At 60.7% G+C, this 17,741-nt stretch carries 16 protein-coding genes and 1 tRNA gene; 6 read left to right on the top strand and 11 right to left on the bottom strand.

Going from position 1 to position 17,741, the window contains the following annotated elements; genetic code table 11:
* Positions 1-223: 223 nt before the first annotated feature.
* Positions 224-299 (bottom strand) — tRNA-Thr (locus VFO29_07215).
* Positions 300-440: 141 nt separating this feature from the next.
* Between VFO29_07215 and VFO29_07210 the strand changes: the two genes are divergently transcribed.
* From VFO29_07210 to VFO29_07200, 3 genes are all read left to right on the top strand, one after another.
* Positions 441-602 (top strand): hypothetical protein, encoded by a 162-nt coding sequence (locus tag VFO29_07210; GenBank protein HET9393288.1) that lies wholly within the window; start codon positions 441-443, stop codon positions 600-602.
* A gap of 70 nt (positions 603-672) precedes the next feature.
* A complete protein-coding gene (locus VFO29_07205) occupies positions 673-1,491 on the top strand; it encodes a Dam family site-specific DNA-(adenine-N6)-methyltransferase (GenBank protein ID HET9393287.1) in 819 nt (272 codons plus the stop codon).
* Entirely contained in the window at positions 1,491-1,928 is a 438-nt protein-coding gene (locus VFO29_07200; GenBank protein HET9393286.1) for a PD-(D/E)XK nuclease superfamily protein, read from the top strand. Before VFO29_07205 ends, VFO29_07200 begins: the two co-directional genes overlap by 1 nt.
* A gap of 2 nt (positions 1,929-1,930) precedes the next feature.
* Here the strand turns inward: VFO29_07200 and msrB are convergent, their stop codons facing one another.
* The 4 genes from msrB to VFO29_07180 all read right to left on the bottom strand — a co-directional run bounded on the left by msrB (position 1,931) and on the right by VFO29_07180 (position 7,438).
* Positions 1,931-2,425 carry a peptide-methionine (R)-S-oxide reductase MsrB gene (msrB, locus tag VFO29_07195; protein ID HET9393285.1) on the bottom strand — a complete coding sequence of 165 codons (495 nt, stop codon included), beginning with the start codon at positions 2,423-2,425 and terminating at the stop codon, positions 1,931-1,933.
* Complete coding sequence (gene msrA, locus VFO29_07190; GenBank protein ID HET9393284.1) at positions 2,407-2,886, bottom strand: peptide-methionine (S)-S-oxide reductase MsrA; 480 nt, start codon at positions 2,884-2,886, stop codon at positions 2,407-2,409. The genes msrB and msrA overlap by 19 nt, the downstream gene beginning before the upstream one ends.
* A 31-nt stretch (positions 2,887-2,917) precedes the next feature.
* Positions 2,918-4,405 carry a hypothetical protein gene (locus VFO29_07185; GenBank protein HET9393283.1) on the bottom strand — a complete coding sequence of 496 codons (1,488 nt, stop codon included), beginning with the start codon at positions 4,403-4,405 and terminating at the stop codon, positions 2,918-2,920.
* Positions 4,406-4,498: 93 nt separating this feature from the next.
* On the bottom strand, positions 4,499-7,438 hold the full coding sequence (locus tag VFO29_07180) for a carboxypeptidase regulatory-like domain-containing protein (protein ID HET9393282.1): 2,940 nt from the start codon (positions 7,436-7,438) through the stop codon (positions 4,499-4,501).
* 259 nt (positions 7,439-7,697) lie between these two features.
* On the opposite strand from VFO29_07180, the gene VFO29_07175 reads away from it, so the two are divergent.
* Entirely contained in the window at positions 7,698-8,447 is a 750-nt protein-coding gene (locus VFO29_07175) for a hypothetical protein (protein ID HET9393281.1), read from the top strand.
* Here the strand turns inward: VFO29_07175 and VFO29_07170 are convergent, their stop codons facing one another.
* From VFO29_07170 to lysA, 3 genes are read right to left on the bottom strand one after another with little or no spacing between them, the layout of a single operon-like run.
* Positions 8,448-9,443 carry an SIS domain-containing protein gene (locus VFO29_07170; GenBank protein ID HET9393280.1) on the bottom strand — a complete coding sequence of 332 codons (996 nt, stop codon included), beginning with the start codon at positions 9,441-9,443 and terminating at the stop codon, positions 8,448-8,450.
* Between the two features lie 3 nt (positions 9,444-9,446).
* The gene (dacB, locus tag VFO29_07165) at positions 9,447-10,946 is read right to left on the bottom strand and encodes a D-alanyl-D-alanine carboxypeptidase/D-alanyl-D-alanine-endopeptidase (GenBank protein HET9393279.1); all 1,500 of its coding nucleotides are present in this window, start codon (positions 10,944-10,946) and stop codon (positions 9,447-9,449) included.
* 46 nt (positions 10,947-10,992) lie between these two features.
* On the bottom strand, positions 10,993-12,300 hold the full coding sequence (gene lysA, locus VFO29_07160; GenBank protein ID HET9393278.1) for a diaminopimelate decarboxylase: 1,308 nt from the start codon (positions 12,298-12,300) through the stop codon (positions 10,993-10,995).
* On the opposite strand from lysA, the gene VFO29_07155 reads away from it, so the two are divergent.
* Positions 12,290-12,922, top strand: coding sequence for an N-acetylmuramoyl-L-alanine amidase (locus VFO29_07155; GenBank protein HET9393277.1), 633 nt, complete (start codon positions 12,290-12,292; stop codon positions 12,920-12,922). The two genes, lysA and VFO29_07155, sit on opposite strands and share 11 nt — an antisense overlap.
* Here the strand turns inward: VFO29_07155 and VFO29_07150 are convergent.
* Genes VFO29_07150 through VFO29_07140 form a run of 3 tightly spaced genes read right to left on the bottom strand, consistent with a single transcriptional unit; the run spans position 12,919 to position 16,302 of the window.
* Complete coding sequence (locus tag VFO29_07150) at positions 12,919-13,977, bottom strand: type I phosphomannose isomerase catalytic subunit (GenBank protein HET9393276.1); 1,059 nt, start codon at positions 13,975-13,977, stop codon at positions 12,919-12,921. The genes VFO29_07155 and VFO29_07150 overlap by 4 nt on opposite strands.
* Positions 13,970-15,601 (bottom strand): chorismate-binding protein, encoded by a 1,632-nt coding sequence (locus VFO29_07145; GenBank protein HET9393275.1) that lies wholly within the window; start codon positions 15,599-15,601, stop codon positions 13,970-13,972. Before VFO29_07145 ends, VFO29_07150 begins: the two co-directional genes overlap by 8 nt.
* A gap of 41 nt (positions 15,602-15,642) precedes the next feature.
* On the bottom strand, positions 15,643-16,302 hold the full coding sequence (locus VFO29_07140; GenBank protein HET9393274.1) for an SRPBCC family protein: 660 nt from the start codon (positions 16,300-16,302) through the stop codon (positions 15,643-15,645).
* Between the two features lie 12 nt (positions 16,303-16,314).
* Between VFO29_07140 and mptA the strand changes: the two genes are divergently transcribed.
* Positions 16,315-17,727 carry a GTP cyclohydrolase MptA gene (mptA, locus tag VFO29_07135; protein HET9393273.1) on the top strand — a complete coding sequence of 471 codons (1,413 nt, stop codon included), beginning with the start codon at positions 16,315-16,317 and terminating at the stop codon, positions 17,725-17,727.
* The last annotated feature ends 14 nt before the right edge of the window (positions 17,728-17,741 follow it).

The following is a 17,741-nucleotide window of genomic DNA, read 5'->3' as shown; positions in this document are numbered from 1 at the left end:
CACCCGAAAGCCAGCGGCGGACATACTCTTCGTGGTGAAAGGCAGCGCAACATTTGTTAGAGCAGTAGATGAACGCATTTCTGCCGACAAGATTATCACAGCCGTTCCGCCTACAAGTAATAATCTTCCTCGTAGATATTCTCATGGATCTAATTATCGTTCTTGGAAGTGCCACCTGTATGGCACAATAAAAACGCAACACGTATCGCGTTGCGTTTTCACATGGAGCCGACGCGGGGACTTGAACCCCGGACCTGCCGCTTACGAAGCGGCTGCTCTACCAACTGAGCTACGTCGGCGCGGCCGAATCTCGTTCTCCCTTGCGACCAACGACCCTGCGGGCGTACGAGTTTCCATGCTGCGCTAGGGCAACGCTGAATCATGCGCTATATATATCGTGGAGGACCAGCAAGATGTTAAAAGCAGGCGATAGGGTGTTCGTGGACGCGACCAAGGAAGAGGGCACGGTGAAAGAGGTGCATCCGCACCAGATTATCGTGCGGATTTCCACGCCGACGGGACACGAAGAGCGCGGGTATGCGGTGGAAGACCTGCGGCTCGACCCGACGATGGACGAAGTCAGCAATTTTCGCGATCACTAGCCGAAAAAGCGCCCGAACGCCCGCCGCACAGTGACAGGCAGGTGGCACCCGGCCGCGCAATGATGGGCGCATGGCCGTCGCCGTCGAGGAAGTGATCTCCGAGGCGCTTTCGCCGCCCTTAAAGTGGGCCGGCGGGAAGCGCTGGCTCGTGCCGCATCTCCTCGAACTTTGGGACCCCCACCGGAGCCGCCGCCTCGTGGAGCCGTTTGCAGGCGGCATGGCGGTCACGCTGGGACTGCTCCCCCGCCGGGCGCTCCTGAATGACGTGAACCCGCACCTGATCTCGTTCTATCGCTGGCTGCAGCGCGGTTTAGATCTGCGCGAAACCGGCGTCAGCCTGAAAAACGACCGCGCGGTCTACGCCCACAATCGCTCGCGCTTCAACGAATTGATTCGCAATGGCGAAGGCGAGACGGCGGAAGCCGCCGCGCTGTTTTATTACTTGAATCGCACCGGTTACAATGGGCTCTGCCGGTTCAACGCGCGCGGATTTTTTAACGTACCGTTCGGGCGTTACAAACAAATCGCGTATCGTAAGGATTTCTCGGAGTACCGTCCGACGCTCTCACGGTACGAATTCACCGAAGGTGACTTCGAAGCGATCGATATTCGTCCCGATGACTTCATCTACGCCGATCCGCCCTATGACGTCGAGTTCACCTCGTATTCGGCCGGCGGCTTTCACTGGCGCGACCAGCAGCGGCTGGCAAAACGTTTGGCGGCGCACCCCGGTCCTGTTGTCGCGTCGAACCAGGCCGCAACCAAACGCATCGTGGACCTCTACAAAAAACTCGGATTCACCGTGCGCATTCTGTATGCGCCGCGGCGGATCAGTTGCGACGGCAATCGTGACGATGCGCGCGAGATGCTGGCGATGCGGAACCTCTAATGCTTTTCCCGGGCAGCATCGGCACGAAAACGGGCTCGACGCTCGAGGCGGGCGTGGAAGCCGTGCTGCTCAACAACAGTTACGCGGTCGAAAAACAAGTGGTTGTCGGAACGAAGCCGGGCGGCGGAAAACACCGCGCGGATCTCGTCGGCATGCGGCCCAACGGGTCGAAGTTTCTGGTCTCGCTCAAGTGGCAGCAGACCGCCGGCAGCGCCGAAGAAAAAGTTCCCTATGAAGTCATCAAGCTGCTGCACGCGCTGCGTGAGAATCCGGCCTACGATAAAGCGTACATCGTCGTCGGCGGGAGCGGTTTTACCGCCGGTTTAGTTGACTTCTATCTCTCCGAAGAGTTTCGCTCGTACATTCGCGAGTCGGAGAAGATCGAAATCCTCACGCTTAACGACGTGATGGCGCGCGCCAACAAAGGCGCGTTGTAAACTTAGGCCGCGCGCCCCGGCGCGAACTTTAACGCCAAACCGTCGATGCAATAGCGCAAGCCTGTCGGCTGCGGGCCGTCGTTGAAGATATGCCCGAGATGCCCGCCGCAACGCTTGCAGTGCACTTCGGTGCGCGGTTCAAGAAGCTCGTAGTCGGCTTTAGTGCGCGTTGCGTTCGGCAAAACGGTATAAAAGCTCGGCCAACCCTCGCCCGCGTCATACTTCGTCTTCGAAGAGAAGAGCGAGAGATCGCAGCCCGCGCAGTGATAGATGCCGGAACGATGTTCGTTGTTCAGCGCGCTGCTGCCGGGCGGCTCGGTGCCGCCCTGTCGCAAAATCTCATACCGCGCCGGCCCGAGAATTTGCCGCCACTCCGCATCGCTGTGCGTAACTGCGTAGCCATCACTTGCTCGTGCGCCGCGCATCAGCGCGAACGCGCCGATTGCCGACGCGAGGCTCGCAGCGAACGCGCCGCGGGTCAAAATGCGATGTGACATGCGGCACCGCCGTTCTTTTCAAAGTAGCGCTGATGGTACTCTTCGGCCGGATAAAACTCCGTCGCGGAGACGATCTCCGTAACGATCGGCTTGCTCTGATGAGCTTGTTCTTTTGTGCGCGACTCTTCGGCCAGCCGCTGTTGCTCAGCATCGTGCGTGAAGATTGCCGAGCGATACTGGGTGCCGACGTCGGGGCCCTGACGGTTGGGCGTGGTCGGGTCGTGAATCTGCCAGAACGCATCGAGCAAACGCTCGTATGAAACTTGCGCCGGATCGTAGGTCACTTGAACCGCTTCGGCGTGGCCGGTGCGGCCCGTGCAGACGTCCTGGTAGCTCGGATTGGCCGCTTTGCCGCCGGTGTAGCCGCTCGTCGCCTCGAGGACGCCCGGAATCTGGCGGAACGCCGCTTCGACGCCCCAGAAGCAGCCCGCCGCAAAGGTCGCGATTGCTGTGCTCATCATCCTTATAAACGTTTCCCGGCAGCCATCGGATTCACCAGCGGTACGCGGCCAGGGCATCCCACTGATACGGCTGCGTGCCGTTCCAATCGAAGAAACACTCGCCGATTGCGCCGGCTGCCTTGGCGGCATCGAGCGAAGCCGCGATTTCGTCGGCGGGCGGAGGTCCATTGCGCCCCTCGGGCGAGGTCTGTCCACCGATGCTCACGGGCAGCGTGCGCCCGCTCTCGTGCAGCAACTTGTCGTAGGAGGCTTGCAGCAATTCTTTTACTTGCGCCGCCGTGGTGGGTGTGCGCCGCATCATGCGCCAGTACGCCATCGGCTGCAGCACGTCACTGTAGTTCGCGATTTGACGAAACGGATATTTGCGATTGTCGAGATGTTCGAAGTACGGATCCTCGACGGTCGCGACCAGCAAGTACTTCGGGCCCATCGCTTCGCGCAGGTACTGCATGTAACGCCATAGCGCGTCGAGTTTTTGCGGATCGCCGCCCATGAATTCGTCGCCGCGCTCGAGATCGATCGCCAGTCCGGTAAAGCGCGTACCTTTCGCGGTGCGGTAGTAGGCGTTGCGAACGCCGGCTTGGAGATCCTCAAAGGTGGTGTCGCGCGGAACGGTCCAGCCGATCGTGCCGATGCCGTGCGCGGCCAAGCCGTCGACGATTGCATCGATCGTCGGTTTGGCTTCAGGAGTGATCTCCCAATACGCGCCGTACGCGGTGCGCAACTCGACGTAATGCAAGCCCGCGCGTACCGCTTGGTCGACGATTGCTTGTGGATCGAGGTGCTTGTAGTACAGCGGGTCGATCGGATTTGCCGTGAAGTAGAGCCACATCGCTTTGCCCGAAGCTGCCTTCACGGACGTAGCCGGCGGATCGGGCGGCGAGACCGCCCGAAGCTTTACCGGCGCATGATCGGCGCGGTAAAGGATGTAGCGGTATCGTTCGCCGGCAGCGACCGAGGCGTCGCGATAGGTGGAACTCGGGCCGGCGATGACCGCCAAAGTCGCCCGCCGTCCAAAACGGTCGACGCGAACGACGCGCGCAAGCGTGTTCTCTTGCGGAAACCAGCCGATTTGAATGAGATGCGGTCCGAGCGCTTGCGCTACGACTCGCGGTCCGCGCCACGTGCGCGTATCTGTCGAAAGGGTTACGCTTCCCAGCTTCGGCGTATTGGTGCGAACAACAATCGTCAGTGGACCGTCGTGGTGCGTCTTCAAGACTGCGGCGGGCTGTCCGAAACGTAAGCGCGTCTGCCACTGCACGTAGCCGTCATGCGAAAGCCAGTCGAGGTCGCTGCCTCCCATGATGCGCGTTACTTTTCCTTGCGCATCGAGGAAGCGCGCGACGAGCAGCCACTGCGCGTTCCCGTCGGCATCGAATCCGAGCGGCCGCGGAACGACGGTTAATTTCGCCGCCGGGTTGCCGAAATAGATCGGCCCGGTCGGCATGGGTGAAGGCGCGGCGGCCGGAGCTGTTTGCGCCTGTAGCAATCCAATGAAGATCGGGAGCGCGAGATGCATGTATGGCGGACTTTCTACGATATTGGCGGCGTGAAAAGATAAAGGCGGTACACATAAGTGTACCGCCTTTGGGTTACCTTGCCTGCTCTGCGGTCAGAACTTCCTCGAGAGGAAGAACAGAATCAGAGGAGACGATTGATTGATCGTGAGGTACGAGCTCTGGCCCGCGACTGCGCCCGGCGCCACTGAAGTCGCGCCGACCGGACGAAGAGCTCCGCAACCGAGGCCGAGGCCCGCGGCCGGGAGGGCGGTGGGAGTGCACGTCGGCGTAATCGACCGGTTATTGTTCAGGAGATTGCTCGCCTGAATACCGATGTCCCAAGACCGGTTCGGTCCGATTTCCTTAAGAAGAGTAGCATTCACTATGCCCCAACCGGGCGTCCGATTCGGTACGGCCGTAATTTGGCCGTTGTTCGAGCCGGTGGTACTTCCCGAAGGAATTGTCCCGGTGTAGAATGTCACCGCACTCTGCAGATACACTTGCGGAATGAGGTGCAATCCGTGCTCGTGCAGGTCCGCGGTAACTGAGCCGCTCCACGGCGGGTTCAGCGACGAACGGAACAAGACGCCCGTAGTTGACGGCGGCAGTTGAATGCTGCCGTACGGCGTCGTGAGCGACGAGACTGTGTTTGTCCAGAAGTTCACGTACGTAGCAGCGATCCAGTACGAAGTGCCGACGTCACGCTTATCAATGTGGTTCAGCCCCAGCTCGAATCCAAAGCCCTTACGAATACCGGTGTTGGAAACGCTGCTCGGCTGAGTCAAGATCGGCCGCCATAGGGGTGGGTTGACAGTTGTATCGAGCTGGTATGGACGGAAGTCTACCAAGATGTTGCTCGCCACGTTGTAGTACGGGCCGAACTTAATCGACGTATTTGGATCGATCTGATGTTCCCACATCAGATTGTAGCTATGCGTCAACGTAGCCTGCGGCGAAGCTCCGCACTGCGACGTGTTGTACTGGTTGCAATAGTAGTTGGCCGCAAAAGCCGCCGTTCCCGGAACATTGACGGGACCGTTGAGCATGCTTTGCGGCACGTAGCGATAGACATACGCCGACGCCACCAGCGAGGTGGACGTCGTAATGGAACCGATAATGACGTCGTTGCGCCCCATTTGGTAATTAAACGCAAACGTCGGGTTGAGTGCCGTGGACGTGCCGCCGCTTCCAATCGGGTAGCTGTAATGACGCGAGGTCCAGCGGAGGCCCGGGCTTAGCTTCCATTTTCCGACCTGAAAGTCACCTTGTGCGTACGCGTAGGGCGTATGCGTCGGGTACGAGGAGTCGTACAGCAGCGCCGGCCAGATTGAGTTCCACGTGCCGACCGGGTTGAACCATCCATCAAAGTAATTGGTGTAGCGGTTGTTGCTGTAGTCGTCGCCGACGCCCAGCTCGATGGCTGAGTTAGCGTTGAGCGAGTTGTCGTAGACAATCGAGCCGGAATACAGGTTGGATGAGCGGTCCTCCCAGTAGCCGGTGCTCACCCAATTCGCGAGCTGCATACATGCGATCTTCGGATTGGGTGTGTAGGTGCCGGGGATGGTCGGCGTCGTGCCCGGAGCGCCGGGATAGAGCACAGGGGTTCCCGCCGCGTAGGGATATTTGGGGCAACCGCCGTTCACATCAACGTTTGCATTGTTTTGGAACTGCGGCAAGTTGGCGTCGGCGATGGGTTGATCGAAGACGTACTGATTATAGTTTTCCGCTAAACGGAACTGGAGTGAGGAATGATCGTTGATGATATGGTTCCATTGTAATTTGCCGATGCCGCTGTAGTGGTGCCAATAATTGCCGCCCGCGTTCTGGCTGGCGGCCGAACCGAAGTAGAGGCCTTCCGGGCAGGACTGACCATTGGGCGCTGTTCCACCTTGGCCACCGGTGTACGTCGGAGATCCGCTTCCGTCGCCGACGGCTACGGCACCAGGGCACATATTGACGGTCAACGGCTGCGGTTCGCCCGGCGCTCGTTGCATCAAGTAGCCCCAGTCAAAGTCTCCCAATCCATTTTGAATGAGAAACTGGATGTCGTTTCTGTCATTGGGCCGCCAATGGAAGTTGCCGATAAAGTCGGCAGTCTTGACCACACCCGGACCATTTTGCTGCTCGATTAGGACGAGCGGATAGGTTTGCCCGGATGTGTATTGGTTCAAGGCGTTCGTCATGTCGGCCGAGAGAAACCATGACAGCTTGTGGTTAGGCGTTGCGCCGCCAAACTCGGCGGTGTAGTACATGTTCCGGTACTGGGGCGTGGAGCCGTATGTGAAGGTGCCGAAAGGCGGATAGGTTCCCGACTTCACAACCGTGTTGATGAAGCCTATCCCGGAAGCCGCCTGCGAAGCCGGCAGACCTCCGGTGGAAACCAGGATGCTGCCGATGCCGACGTTCGACAGGTTCGTGGTGAAGAGCCCGGACATTTGATCGTTAATCGGGATACCGTCGAACTGGTAAGAAATATCCGCCGCCGAACCGCCGTGTACGCGGGGCTGCGCCGGAAAGCCGCTTCCCGTGATACCTGGGATAGTAGCGATATATTGATACAAGGTCTTATGCGTATCGTTACCGAGCGAGATCGCGCTTAGCTGGTCGCCGGTAACCGTATAGGTATCGGAAGTCGTGTCGGGTTTTACAAGCGAACCGGCGGCTCGGGACGTTACGCTGGCGATTGTTCTTAACGAAGCCGCCATACGAATATTTTCCGTTACGGTAAGCGATTGAACGACCGTAACGCCCGGCATGCTTTGCGATTCAAATCCGCCTGCCTGAATCGACACGGTATATGTATCCGGCAGAAGATTTTGTAAAACGTAGAAACCGTTGGCGTCGCTCTTTGTCGTCTGCCTTCCGCTAGGCGATGAAGCCGTCACCGAAGCGTTTGCGATAGGAGCGCCCGTGGTTGCGTTTGTGACAGTACCGCTGATGGTGCCTGTCGTTACCGATTGCGCCAGCGCCAGGCTCGGCGATATGAACGACACAGCCACGAGTGTCGCCAGCCCGACTGCCAAGTGGCGCAGATGACCTTTGATCTGTATCATTGCGTGTTTTTCTCCACCGGAGCCGCGAGCGGTGCGCCCTGATGCATCCCGGCCGTGGACCCCAAGATAATATTAAAGCGACCGGCGTGAAGTCACGCTCGTCCGCTGGACGTTCAATTATGATTAAAACCAAGAGCGCTCCTGCCTCGATCCGCAAGGGCGTCCTCGGCTATGGACGGCTCTCGAACCCAGGGCGGGCTTGTTCGGCGAGCAGTGCAAGGAGCGAACACGCGCGATTCCGCCGAATACGTGAGAACGTATGATGGCAATTGTTCTCGCGGCGGTCGTGGCGGCCACGCCTTCACCGAAGCCAAGCGAACCGCTCAAAGTGATCATCCATGTCAGATCGAACACGTTTTGTTCGTCGGTTCGCACGATGGCCATACCAATCGGCTTTGTGACTCGCCGCAATGACGAAGCCTTTGCAGCTATCAACCATTCGGTGCTGAAATACTTTGAAAGCGTTCGAGGAGTTACATCAGCCGGAGTACAGGATATGGAGACGCTTAGCTCCGAGCTTGACGACGCCGCCATCTATACGCCTACCGGGACGCTGACCGCGATGAAGGTTGGCCAGATCGCCTATGATATCGACCAAAACCTCACGCTTGAGGATAAGGTCATGCGCGACTCTTGGGCACAATATCCGAAAGGCGCCTTCCCAAATGTCGATGCAATGCGCGATCGGCTGCAAAATCTGATGGATTTGCAGCGTGCTCTCGCCGGCCGTTACACCGAATTTGCTTCGATCTACTCCGATAATGCCGGCCAGGCCAAGTATGCAAACGACGCCGCGTCCTTCAAAGCGCTCCTGCGCGACACGATACTCGGGCTATCGTCAGCGCTAGCCCACTCGCGTGACGCGAGTGATGCGGACGCGCCTTCGCAGCAGACAGTGCACGACCTGGCCCGCACCGGCAACGTGTCGGACGTGGTCAGGGAGCTAAAACTGCAAGAGATGGCTTTTTCCAACGAAATCGTAGATGCGGGCAACTCGTGCGGCATCTAGTCATACGAGAGTCTTAGCGAGGCCGCGCGGAGCGTCGCTCTCCACGTAGCGCGCGCGGCCGACGTGCAGCGCGATCATCTGCGCCGCGACAAGCCACGCGAGCGTATTGAAGGCCTCTCCGACGACCGGACCGAGCAGCGGAATGTCGCCGATGTGTCCGCCGATAACGTAGCGCAGGCTTTCGGCTTGGGCCGCCTCCATCATCGGACCGTTGACGATATTCCGGGCGACGTCGTCCACGATGCCGATGAGCGCGCAGGTCGCGTCGAGCATTGCCGCACTCCCGTGGCGGAACTCGCCGGCCGAAAAACCCTCGGCGTGGATGTAGCTGGCTTCCTTTAATTTCAGCGCGAACTCGTTGGCGATGGGGATCCCGTAGCCGGCCGCCACGATGACGACGCTGCGGCGCCGGGCGATACGCTGTGCGGCCTCGTGAACTTCCTCGACTCCGGTGCCGTCGAGCCAGCTGCGAACGTCCTCGGCGGTCTCGGTCAGGCTGTCGGCGTTGCGCGAATGCGTTTCAGCGATCAAACCCGCTGCCCACAGCAGAATCGCGGCCGTCGCGGTGACGCTCTTGCTGGCCGGAACGGCGATCTCGGGACCTGCACCGAGGTCGATGGTCAGATTTGCGCGCCTTGCAAGCTCCGAGTCGGCCGTATTCGTCAGCGCGATCAAATCTTTGGGTTGGAGCACATCCAGCGCGGCGAGCAGATCGGCCGATCTGCCGCTCTGCGAGCATGCGATCACAGCGGCGTTGCGATAGGCGACGTTATCCAGCGGCGCTTCGGTGGCGGCCAGCGCGTGCGCGCGGATGCCGCGCCGTCGCAGCGCGAGCGCGCCCAGCTGCGCCATGTACAGCGAGCTGCCGCTCCCGAGCAGTACCACGTCCCGGTCGCGAATCGCATGTGCCAGGGTTTGCGCTTTGCCGGATTTTGCGATCGCGCGCCAGACGTCGGGCTGCTCGCGGATCTCGCTTTCGAAGTGTGCGCCGAGCATGCGTTACTGCGACGCGATCGCGGCGAGAATCGCGCCGCGCACTTTTGCAAGGTCGGCGGCCCCGTTCGGCTGCCCTTCGCCCATCCACTGGTTGATCAAGAACGAAAACGTGACCGGTCCGTGCGTCTTGGTTTGAATGAACCCGGAGATCGTGCGCACGTGGTTGATACTGCCGGTCTTTGCAAAGACCACTTTTTCCGCGGCCGTCCCTTTGTACGAACTCCGCAGTGAACCACGTACGCCGGCGACGGGCAATGCGTTCAGCACGACGTCTCGATTGGGGCCGTTCCAGTCGCTTTGGAGAATCTTCAAAAAGTCGCGCGGTGTGATCCGATCGTATTGCGAGAGGCCCGAGCCATCTGAAATGCTGACGGTGGCCGGGTCCACGCCGAGCGACGTCAGCCACTGCCGTTCGAACATCGCGCCGTTTTCGTCGGAGCCGGGTTCGCCTTTAAAGTGAACGCCAAGTTCTTTCAAGAGCATTTCGCCCATCAAGTTGTCGCTCGGATACCAAAAATCCGCAAGCAGTTGCGGCAGCGGCTCGGATTGGTGTGTCCACAACAGCGTCGTGCCGGCTACAACCCTGCCATCACCGTCAACAATCATCGTTCCGTTCACGGATATGCCATGAGACCGTAAAGCACCGGCGAAAACGTCGGCAGCGTACTTCGTAGGATCTGGAACGCTTGGATGGATGTCACCCGATTCCTTAGCGTCGAGGGGATAGCTGCCGGTAATTTCAATCCTTGTTGGTGCATACCACGGCCGGACGATCTCCGATGTGTCTTTGGATCCGGCAGCACCGGTAATCAAGTTGTCCTGGATCGCAAAAGCACCAGTTTGCGGCACAATCCGAAGATTCGCGGGCGCCCCGGGCGCGGCGCCCGGAGACATGTAGATGTGCACGATGCCGTCTTCAAGTTCCAGCGCACTCACCACCGGCGCGTAATAATAGGGAAGGTCGTCCCAGGACCAGCCGAAGCCGTAACGCTGACTGTCAAAGTGAGAAGGGTCGGGGACGACGACGCCCGTTATCGCTTTGACGCCTTGCGCCGCCACAGCCGCTGCGGCATCGTCAAGGTCTTTAGCGCTCAGCAGTGCGTCGCCGCCGCCGCGCAGGTACAGGTTGCCTGTAATGGTGCCGTTTTGCGGCGCGGCATCCGCCGTTACCGTTGTTGTGTAGCTGAAACTCGGCCCAAGCGCGTTCAACGCTGCCGAACCCACGAGCAGTTTGAAATTGGAGGCCGGCATAAACTCTTGATCGGGGTTTTGCGAGTAAACCATGGAGCCGCGAACGGTGTCGGCGACAATAAGGCCTATTTGTGCGCCGCGCAGCGTCGGTGCGGACAGCAACTTCTCAATGGTGCGGTTCAGCGCGGCGATCTGCGCCGGTTTCCAAGCGATGCCGCCCGGCGCCGGCTTTGGAAGCGTCGTCACGGACGACATATCGGCTGCCGTTGCAGGCAGTGGCGCAAAAACGAGGCTGGCGGACATAACTGTCATGGTGAGCTTGTCGAACCACGGCCGAGCCTGCCGAGGCCTCACCCACTTACTCATCGCAATCATTTCGCAAGACGTCCTCAACCGTTTCGCGCCGGGCGATGAGCGTATGCGTGCCTGCGCGCACCGCCACAACGGCGGGGCGCGGGAAGCGATTGTAATTTCCGGCCATGCTATACGTATAGGCCCCGGTCGTGCACATCGCGACGAGTTCCCCTTCGCTCAAGTCTTCGGGCAGTTTTGCAACTCCGAGTTCGTCATTTTCGCACGAGCGTCCGCATAGAATGGTGTCGATGTCTTTTGTTCCTTCGCGTGAAGCCGCGTACGCGTGGTGATAGGCGCCGTATAACGCGGGCCGCGGGTTTTCATAGACGCCGCCGTCCACGATGGCGAACGCTTTGCCGAATTCGCGCTTTGCAGCCATGACGCGATAAAGCGTTGTCCCCGCTTCGGCAATCAGCGAGCGCCCGGGTTCGATTCCGATGCGCGGCTCCGGCAGATTCCAGCGCTTCGCGCCCTTGCTGACGGCTTGTGCAACGGCAGCGAGCGTCTCTTCCAAATTCAACTCGTTCCGATCATCGGGATGCATCTGCACGCCAAAGCCGCCGCCGACGACGATCCGCTCGCTCTGTAGACCCGCTGCCGCGGCGACGGCCGCGCGTTCCATCAAGGCTTGCGTGTTTTCGACGAAGGCATGCCGATCGTAGATTTGCGATCCGATGTGCGCGTGCAATCCCTCATAACGCAGGCCCGGCGATTCGCTTAGCAGCGGAATCGCAACCGCGAGGCCGTCCGGGTCGAAGCCAAACTTTGTCTTACCACCGGCGGTGCGAACGAACTCATGCGTGTGCGCTTCGATGCCCGGATTGATCCGTAATAGAACCGCGATCGGCGCCGAATTCCCGAGGGCCGTCAGCCGGCGCAGTTCCTCGCCGTTGTCGACGATCACGCGCGCAACGCGTCCCTCCGCGGCCGCATCCAACTCCTCAGTGGTTTTTCCGCAACCGTGAAAGCTCATGCGCTCGGGCGGAAATCCGGCGCGTTCGGCCGCCGCGAGTTCGCCGAGCGAGCAAACATCCAAATGCAGCGGCGTGTGTTTCAGGTGCCGTGCTAGCGCGACGAGCAGCAGCGCCTTTCCGGCGTACGCGACCTCGATTCCGTGCGGCGCGCACGCTTCGAGAAAGCGCGCGATAGCCGCATCGAAGACGTCATAGTCGATAGCGAGCAGCGGCGTGCCGTAGGCCGCGGCGAGTTCGCCGGCGCTGACGCCTCCCACGATCAGCTCGCCGTCGCGCCGCTCGTGTCCCGGAGCGAGGCCGCCGCGCCACTGCGCGGGCGCAGAAGAATTGCGGATCATCGCAAAGCGGATTTGCCCGGTTCGATCGAACAATCCCGCTAACGCTATGGACTACCCGAACTGGCGCATCGGCGAGTGGCAAGCCGACTTGCCGCACGGCCGCGTCGACAACGTCTACATTCACTGGTCGGCGCACGACTACCATTCGGTTTTTCCCGCGTACCATTTTTGTGTCGCGTTGAACGATGCGAACGAGATTATCGTCGTGAATACGCACGACGTCCGCGAGAACATGCGCTCGGTCTATGACGCGCCTGAGGAGCCGTACGCCCAGCATACGCGCAAGCGCAACTCATTTGCGCTCGGGATCGCCGTCATGGGGATGCAGGACTCAAAACCCGACGACTTCGGCCCGTATCCGTTAACGGAAGAGCTGATCGATGCGCTTTGCCTGGTCGGAGCGAAGCTTGCCGCTCATTATCACGTTCCGGTTGATCCCGAGCATATTATGACGCACGCGGAAGCCGCTGTTCGGGATGGGTATTTCGGCACGCGTCCGGAGCAGCGCTGGGATATTGCCCGCCTCAAGCCCGACCGGCGCAGGCTCGTTCCGCAGGACGCGTTCACGGCCGGCAACGAGCTGCGCCGCCGCATTCAAGCGAATATGCCGGCGCTTTCTTAGCGAAATTGTGACAAGAACTGCGTGATCACCGGCTGAGCAACGCCGGCGTCGTGCAAACGTTTGACTATTGCCTCGGGCGATGCGGGCGGCGTAACGAGCATGAACGGCGATGCCGCGTCGGCTCCGGAGATGCGGACACTCTGTGCGGCTGCCGGAATGAGGGCAGTTTGGTAGGGGTTGAGATGCGCGCCGCCTTCCTCGCAGGCGAGTTCGAGCGGATCTTCGAGCGCCATGACGATCAGCGGACGGTCATGCGTCCCCATGGCGGCGGGCGTCTCCGTCGCGGTGACGCGCTCCACCACGAAGTGCGCATCGGCGATTAACGCCGTGCGCTGGAACCCTTCGTAGGCATAGGCCAACTCCGAGAGCGCGCTCGCGGTGCCTTCCTTATAATCGAGCACGTCGGCGGCTTTCTGCACGTGCAGCGGGCGCGGCTTGCCGTCCGGCCCGAGTCGATTCCAATCGAAAATGCGATACGTGAGATCGCTGGCCTGCTGCGTTTCGAAGATCACGATGCCCGGGCCGATGGCATGCAGAAGCCCCGCCGGAATGTAGAATGCATCGCCCGCTTTGATTGGCACGTGGCGCAAGATTTCGCCGAGCGTGCCGTCGGCGACGCGCCGTTCGTACTCTTCGCGCGACGTGTCGCGCGTCCAACCCATAACTAATTGCGCGTCGGGCGCCGCGCGCAGTACATACCAGCACTCTGTCTTCCCGTTCGGCTGATGCTCAACGCGCTGCGCGTAGGCGTCGTCAGGATGAACTTGCACCGAGAGCGAGTCGCATGCATCGATGATCTTGGTGAGAATCGGAAAGATGCGCTGCGGATCGATGTTAGCCAGCAGTTTCGAACCAAGCGTTTCGCGCAACTGCGCGACCGTCTGTCCTGCCAGCGGTCCGTTCGTAACTTTGTTTTCGTCCCAGCACTCCCAACTCTCGCCGATCTTTACTTGTGCGTCGCCGGCTTTCCCAAACTCTTTGACCAAGTCGGTGCCGCCCCAAATCGCAGGCGAGAGTTTCGGTTGAAGGACGTACGGATACAGCTCCTCAGACACGGTTTGGCTCGCTCACGAGATGGGCTTCCAAAAGTCCGCGGGCGGAGTTGCCGACAAAGATCTCGTCCGCGTCGCGCAGATCGCGTTCATGAAGCACACGTTCGACGGCACGGCCGCTCGATACCAGTTCGCCGCGCAGTATTCCGGGCAGCACGCCGGAGTGCAGCGGCGGCGTGTAGAGTACGCCCCCGATGCAAACAAAGAGATTCGTACGCGAGCCTTCGGTCAACTCATCGCGTTCGTTGCGCAACAGTGCGTCGAAGCATCCAAGCCGTTGAGCAGTTTCCGCCGCGGCGTCATGGGCGGGACGCCACGATGTCTTGAAACCCAGCATTGCATCGTTGGATCGCACGCGCGCTTCAGCGATGCAAATGCGCGCGGATTCGCCGGCGCTTTCGAACGGTTCCGACGCGAGAGTGGCATTTCCGTCCGGTGCAAGCCTGATCCGCACTAGGGTCAAGGCCGGGTGCGCATTCAACGCGTCAATCTGCTCGCGCAAGACCGTGTCATCGAACGGAATGGCGAAGCGCTCGGCGGTCGCGCGCAACCGGCTGAGGTGCGCGTCCGCTGGACTCGGATCCGGACCGCATCGCAGCGTCTCCAAACATGCGAACGGTTCGATCGCGGGACGCACGAACGCGGTTTTCAATAAGACTTCGCTCCATTCGTCCGCCGCTTCAGAATCGGAAACAATTCCGCCGCCCGCATCCAAACGGCCCGATCCGCTCGCGCGATCGATCTGCATCGTGCGAATCGCGACGTTCCACCAGCCCGTGCGCTGAGGAGCCAGATAGCCTATGCTGCCCGTATAGATCTCGCGCGTGTCCGGTTCGAAGCGCGCGATGTGCGCCATCGCCGCGCGTTTCGGCGCCCCGGTGACACTGCCGCACGGAAACGTTGCTCGCACGATCTCCGCCAGCGGCGCGCCGGCCGGAAGCGCGCCGGAGATGGTTGAGGTCATGGTTCCGAACGTCGGGTAGCGCTCGATCGTGAAAAGCTCGTCGACGGTGACGCCGGTGCAGATGCGATGCAGATCGTTGCGCAATAAATCCACGATCATCAGGTGCTCCGCTCGGTTTTTCTCGTTCGTCAGCTCGTCGATCGCATCGAGCGGCGCGGTGCCTTTCATCGGTTTCGTCACGAGCCGCCCGTCTTCAAAGCGTAAGAACAGCTCAGGCGAAAACGAGACAATCGCGCGCTCCTCGTCTTCGACATACGCGCAATATTGCGCCCCGGAGCGCGACGCCAGCCGGCAATAGACGTCGAAGGGTTCGCCCGAGAACGCAAAATCGAACGGCAGCGTATAGTTGATTTGATAGACCTCACCGTCGCGGATCGCTGAGGTGATTGCGTCGATCGTCTCGCCGTATTTCGCTCGCGAAACGCGCGGCAGCGGCGGACCCATCGCGAAATCGTCCGCGCTCGCGGCCAAGACGATAGGCCTCGCATTGTCGTAAATGCCGAGCGCAAGGAGTGGAGCCGTCGCATTCCGCCGCGGTAGACCAACGCACGCCGCGCCGAGCTCGTATGAAAGAAATCCGGCGACGTAATAGCCTGCGGCCAGCGCGCTGTCGGCGCGGGCGAGAGCGTTCCAGGCCTCTTGCGGCGTACGCGCCCGCAGCACATCGAGCGGCGACTCGAAGAGCAGCGCGGGATCCGTTCCCGCTACGACGCGCAGATTTCCCCGCGTTCGGCGATTGATTTAAAACGCCGTAGATCTTCGGCGATCTGTTTCTGCGGGTTCTCGCCGAAGATTCGCGCCAGCGATGCGCCGATATAGCGCGCGGGCGGCGCGTATTCGAGCTCGACGCGCACTTCCGTCCCGCCGGCCCGCTGATCGAAATGAACCGAGCCTGCGTGATGGATCGCCGATCCGGGCAAGGAACGCCAACCGATCAGCTCGCCTGCGATGTCGTTGATGATTTCGGCTTCCCAGGTCAATTGGTTTCCGGCCGGCGCCCGAACGCGCCAGCGCGACCGCGTCGGTGTTAGCACGGTGACTTCTTTGACATGACTCATGAATTGCGGAAGCGTCTCTAACCGGCGCCAAAATGCGTAGAGTTCTCGCGCAGGCAATTCGATCAAGACCGTCTCTTCGACGCGAACGCCGCTTCCATACGGTACGCTCGCGTTTGGGTTGTGCGGCTCGCGATCGGACAACCTGCGAATGCCGAGCGCCGCGTAGATAGCGCAATAGCCGGTAACGGCGCGGTAGAGCAAGTAGGCGGCTGCGCCGCCGAACAGGACGCCGGCGCCGAATGAGAGACACCGCTCGATGGGGGCGACATTGCGTGCGTCGTGCATGCGATCACTCTCCTCGTCCATAAGTACCCAATCGTGCGCGTTCACGTGGGTATCGGCTCCAACCTCGGCGACAGGCAGGCGAATATTTTGGCTGCCCTGCAGCGGCTGCGGCGCAAGAGCCGCGTGGTGGCCGTTTCGTCGTTTTTTGAAAGCGCCCCCGCGGAGGGCGCGGAAGGGCCGCCGTTTCTCAACCTGGCCGCGCAGCTCGAAACGCCGCTCGACCGCGGCGGCTTCGAAGAGTTTGCGCGCGCCGTCGAAGCCGCAATTGGCAGGGCGGGCAAACGCCGCTTGGAGGCCCGCGCTATCGATATCGATGTATTGGCAGCGGGCGATTACGTCCATCCGCAGTTGGCGCGCCGCCCGTACAATCTCATTCCGCTCGCGGAAATTGCGCCGGAGTTTGCCGGTATGGCGGCAACGCTGACGTCGAACGGCGTTCGGCGCCGCGCTCGCTCGCTGCATTTCAATGCGAACCGTCAGGAAGAGACGCCCGATGTGCGGCTCTCGCTCGATCGCGTTGGAGTTTCGCGCGTACGCCGCATAGTGCGCCTAAACGTTGCCGGGCGCGAACAAGTCTTCAACGGCGAGTTTACGATGGTGGCCGATCTCACGCCAGATAAAGCCGGCCTACACATGTCGCGCTTCAATGAAATTCTCGAGCAAGCCGCACTCGAAGTACTCGCAAGCCCCGGCGCGCCCGCGCAGATCGAGAATCTGGTCGAAGCGATCGCGCGCGAGATCGTGCAATCGCAGCGCGCTGTGCGCGCGGATGTACGATTACGCGCTGAATTCGCGCTGGAACGCTGGACGCCGGTCAGCGGGAAACGCGGTGAGGAAACATACACGCTGATCGGCATCGCGCACGCCGATCGCGAGGGCGTGCGCCGCGCCATCGGTGTTGAAGCGGAAGGCATGACCGCCTGTCCGTGCGCGCAAGCGATGGTGCGCGAGCAGAGCCTGCGCGATTTGCGCGACGCCGGTTTTTCAGCGGCCGACGCCGAGCGCGCATTGCACGCGTTGCCGGTTGCGACGCACAATCAGCGCGGACGCGGCAGCGTGCTCATCGGAATCACATCAGGAGAGATTCCTCAGGTGGAAGACCTGGTCGAGATCGTTGAAAACGCGATGTCGAGTGAGACCTACGACCTCCTGAAGCGCCCGGATGAATTCTTCATCGTAAATAAGGCGCACCACAATCCAAAGTTCGTGGAGGACGTCGTGCGCGGCATCCTGGCGGGCGCGCTGGAGATGTACGCGGATTTCCCGGACGAAACGTTCGTGGCGGCCACGCAAGTGAACTACGAGTCGATTCACAAGCATGATGCGTTCGCGGAAGCGTTCGGCACCTTCGGCGAATTGCGCTCGGAGCTGCGCACGGGCAACTACGTAACGCGCAAAACGGATTTGGCCGCCTGGCTCGGCTCCCGCCCCATTTTGTCATCGTGAGGTATCGAGTCCTG

Source organism: Candidatus Rubrimentiphilum sp. (assembly GCA_035710515.1).
Classification (GTDB): Bacteria; Vulcanimicrobiota; Vulcanimicrobiia; order Vulcanimicrobiales; family Vulcanimicrobiaceae; genus Rubrimentiphilum.
This window is presented reverse-complemented; position numbering and strand designations above follow the sequence as displayed.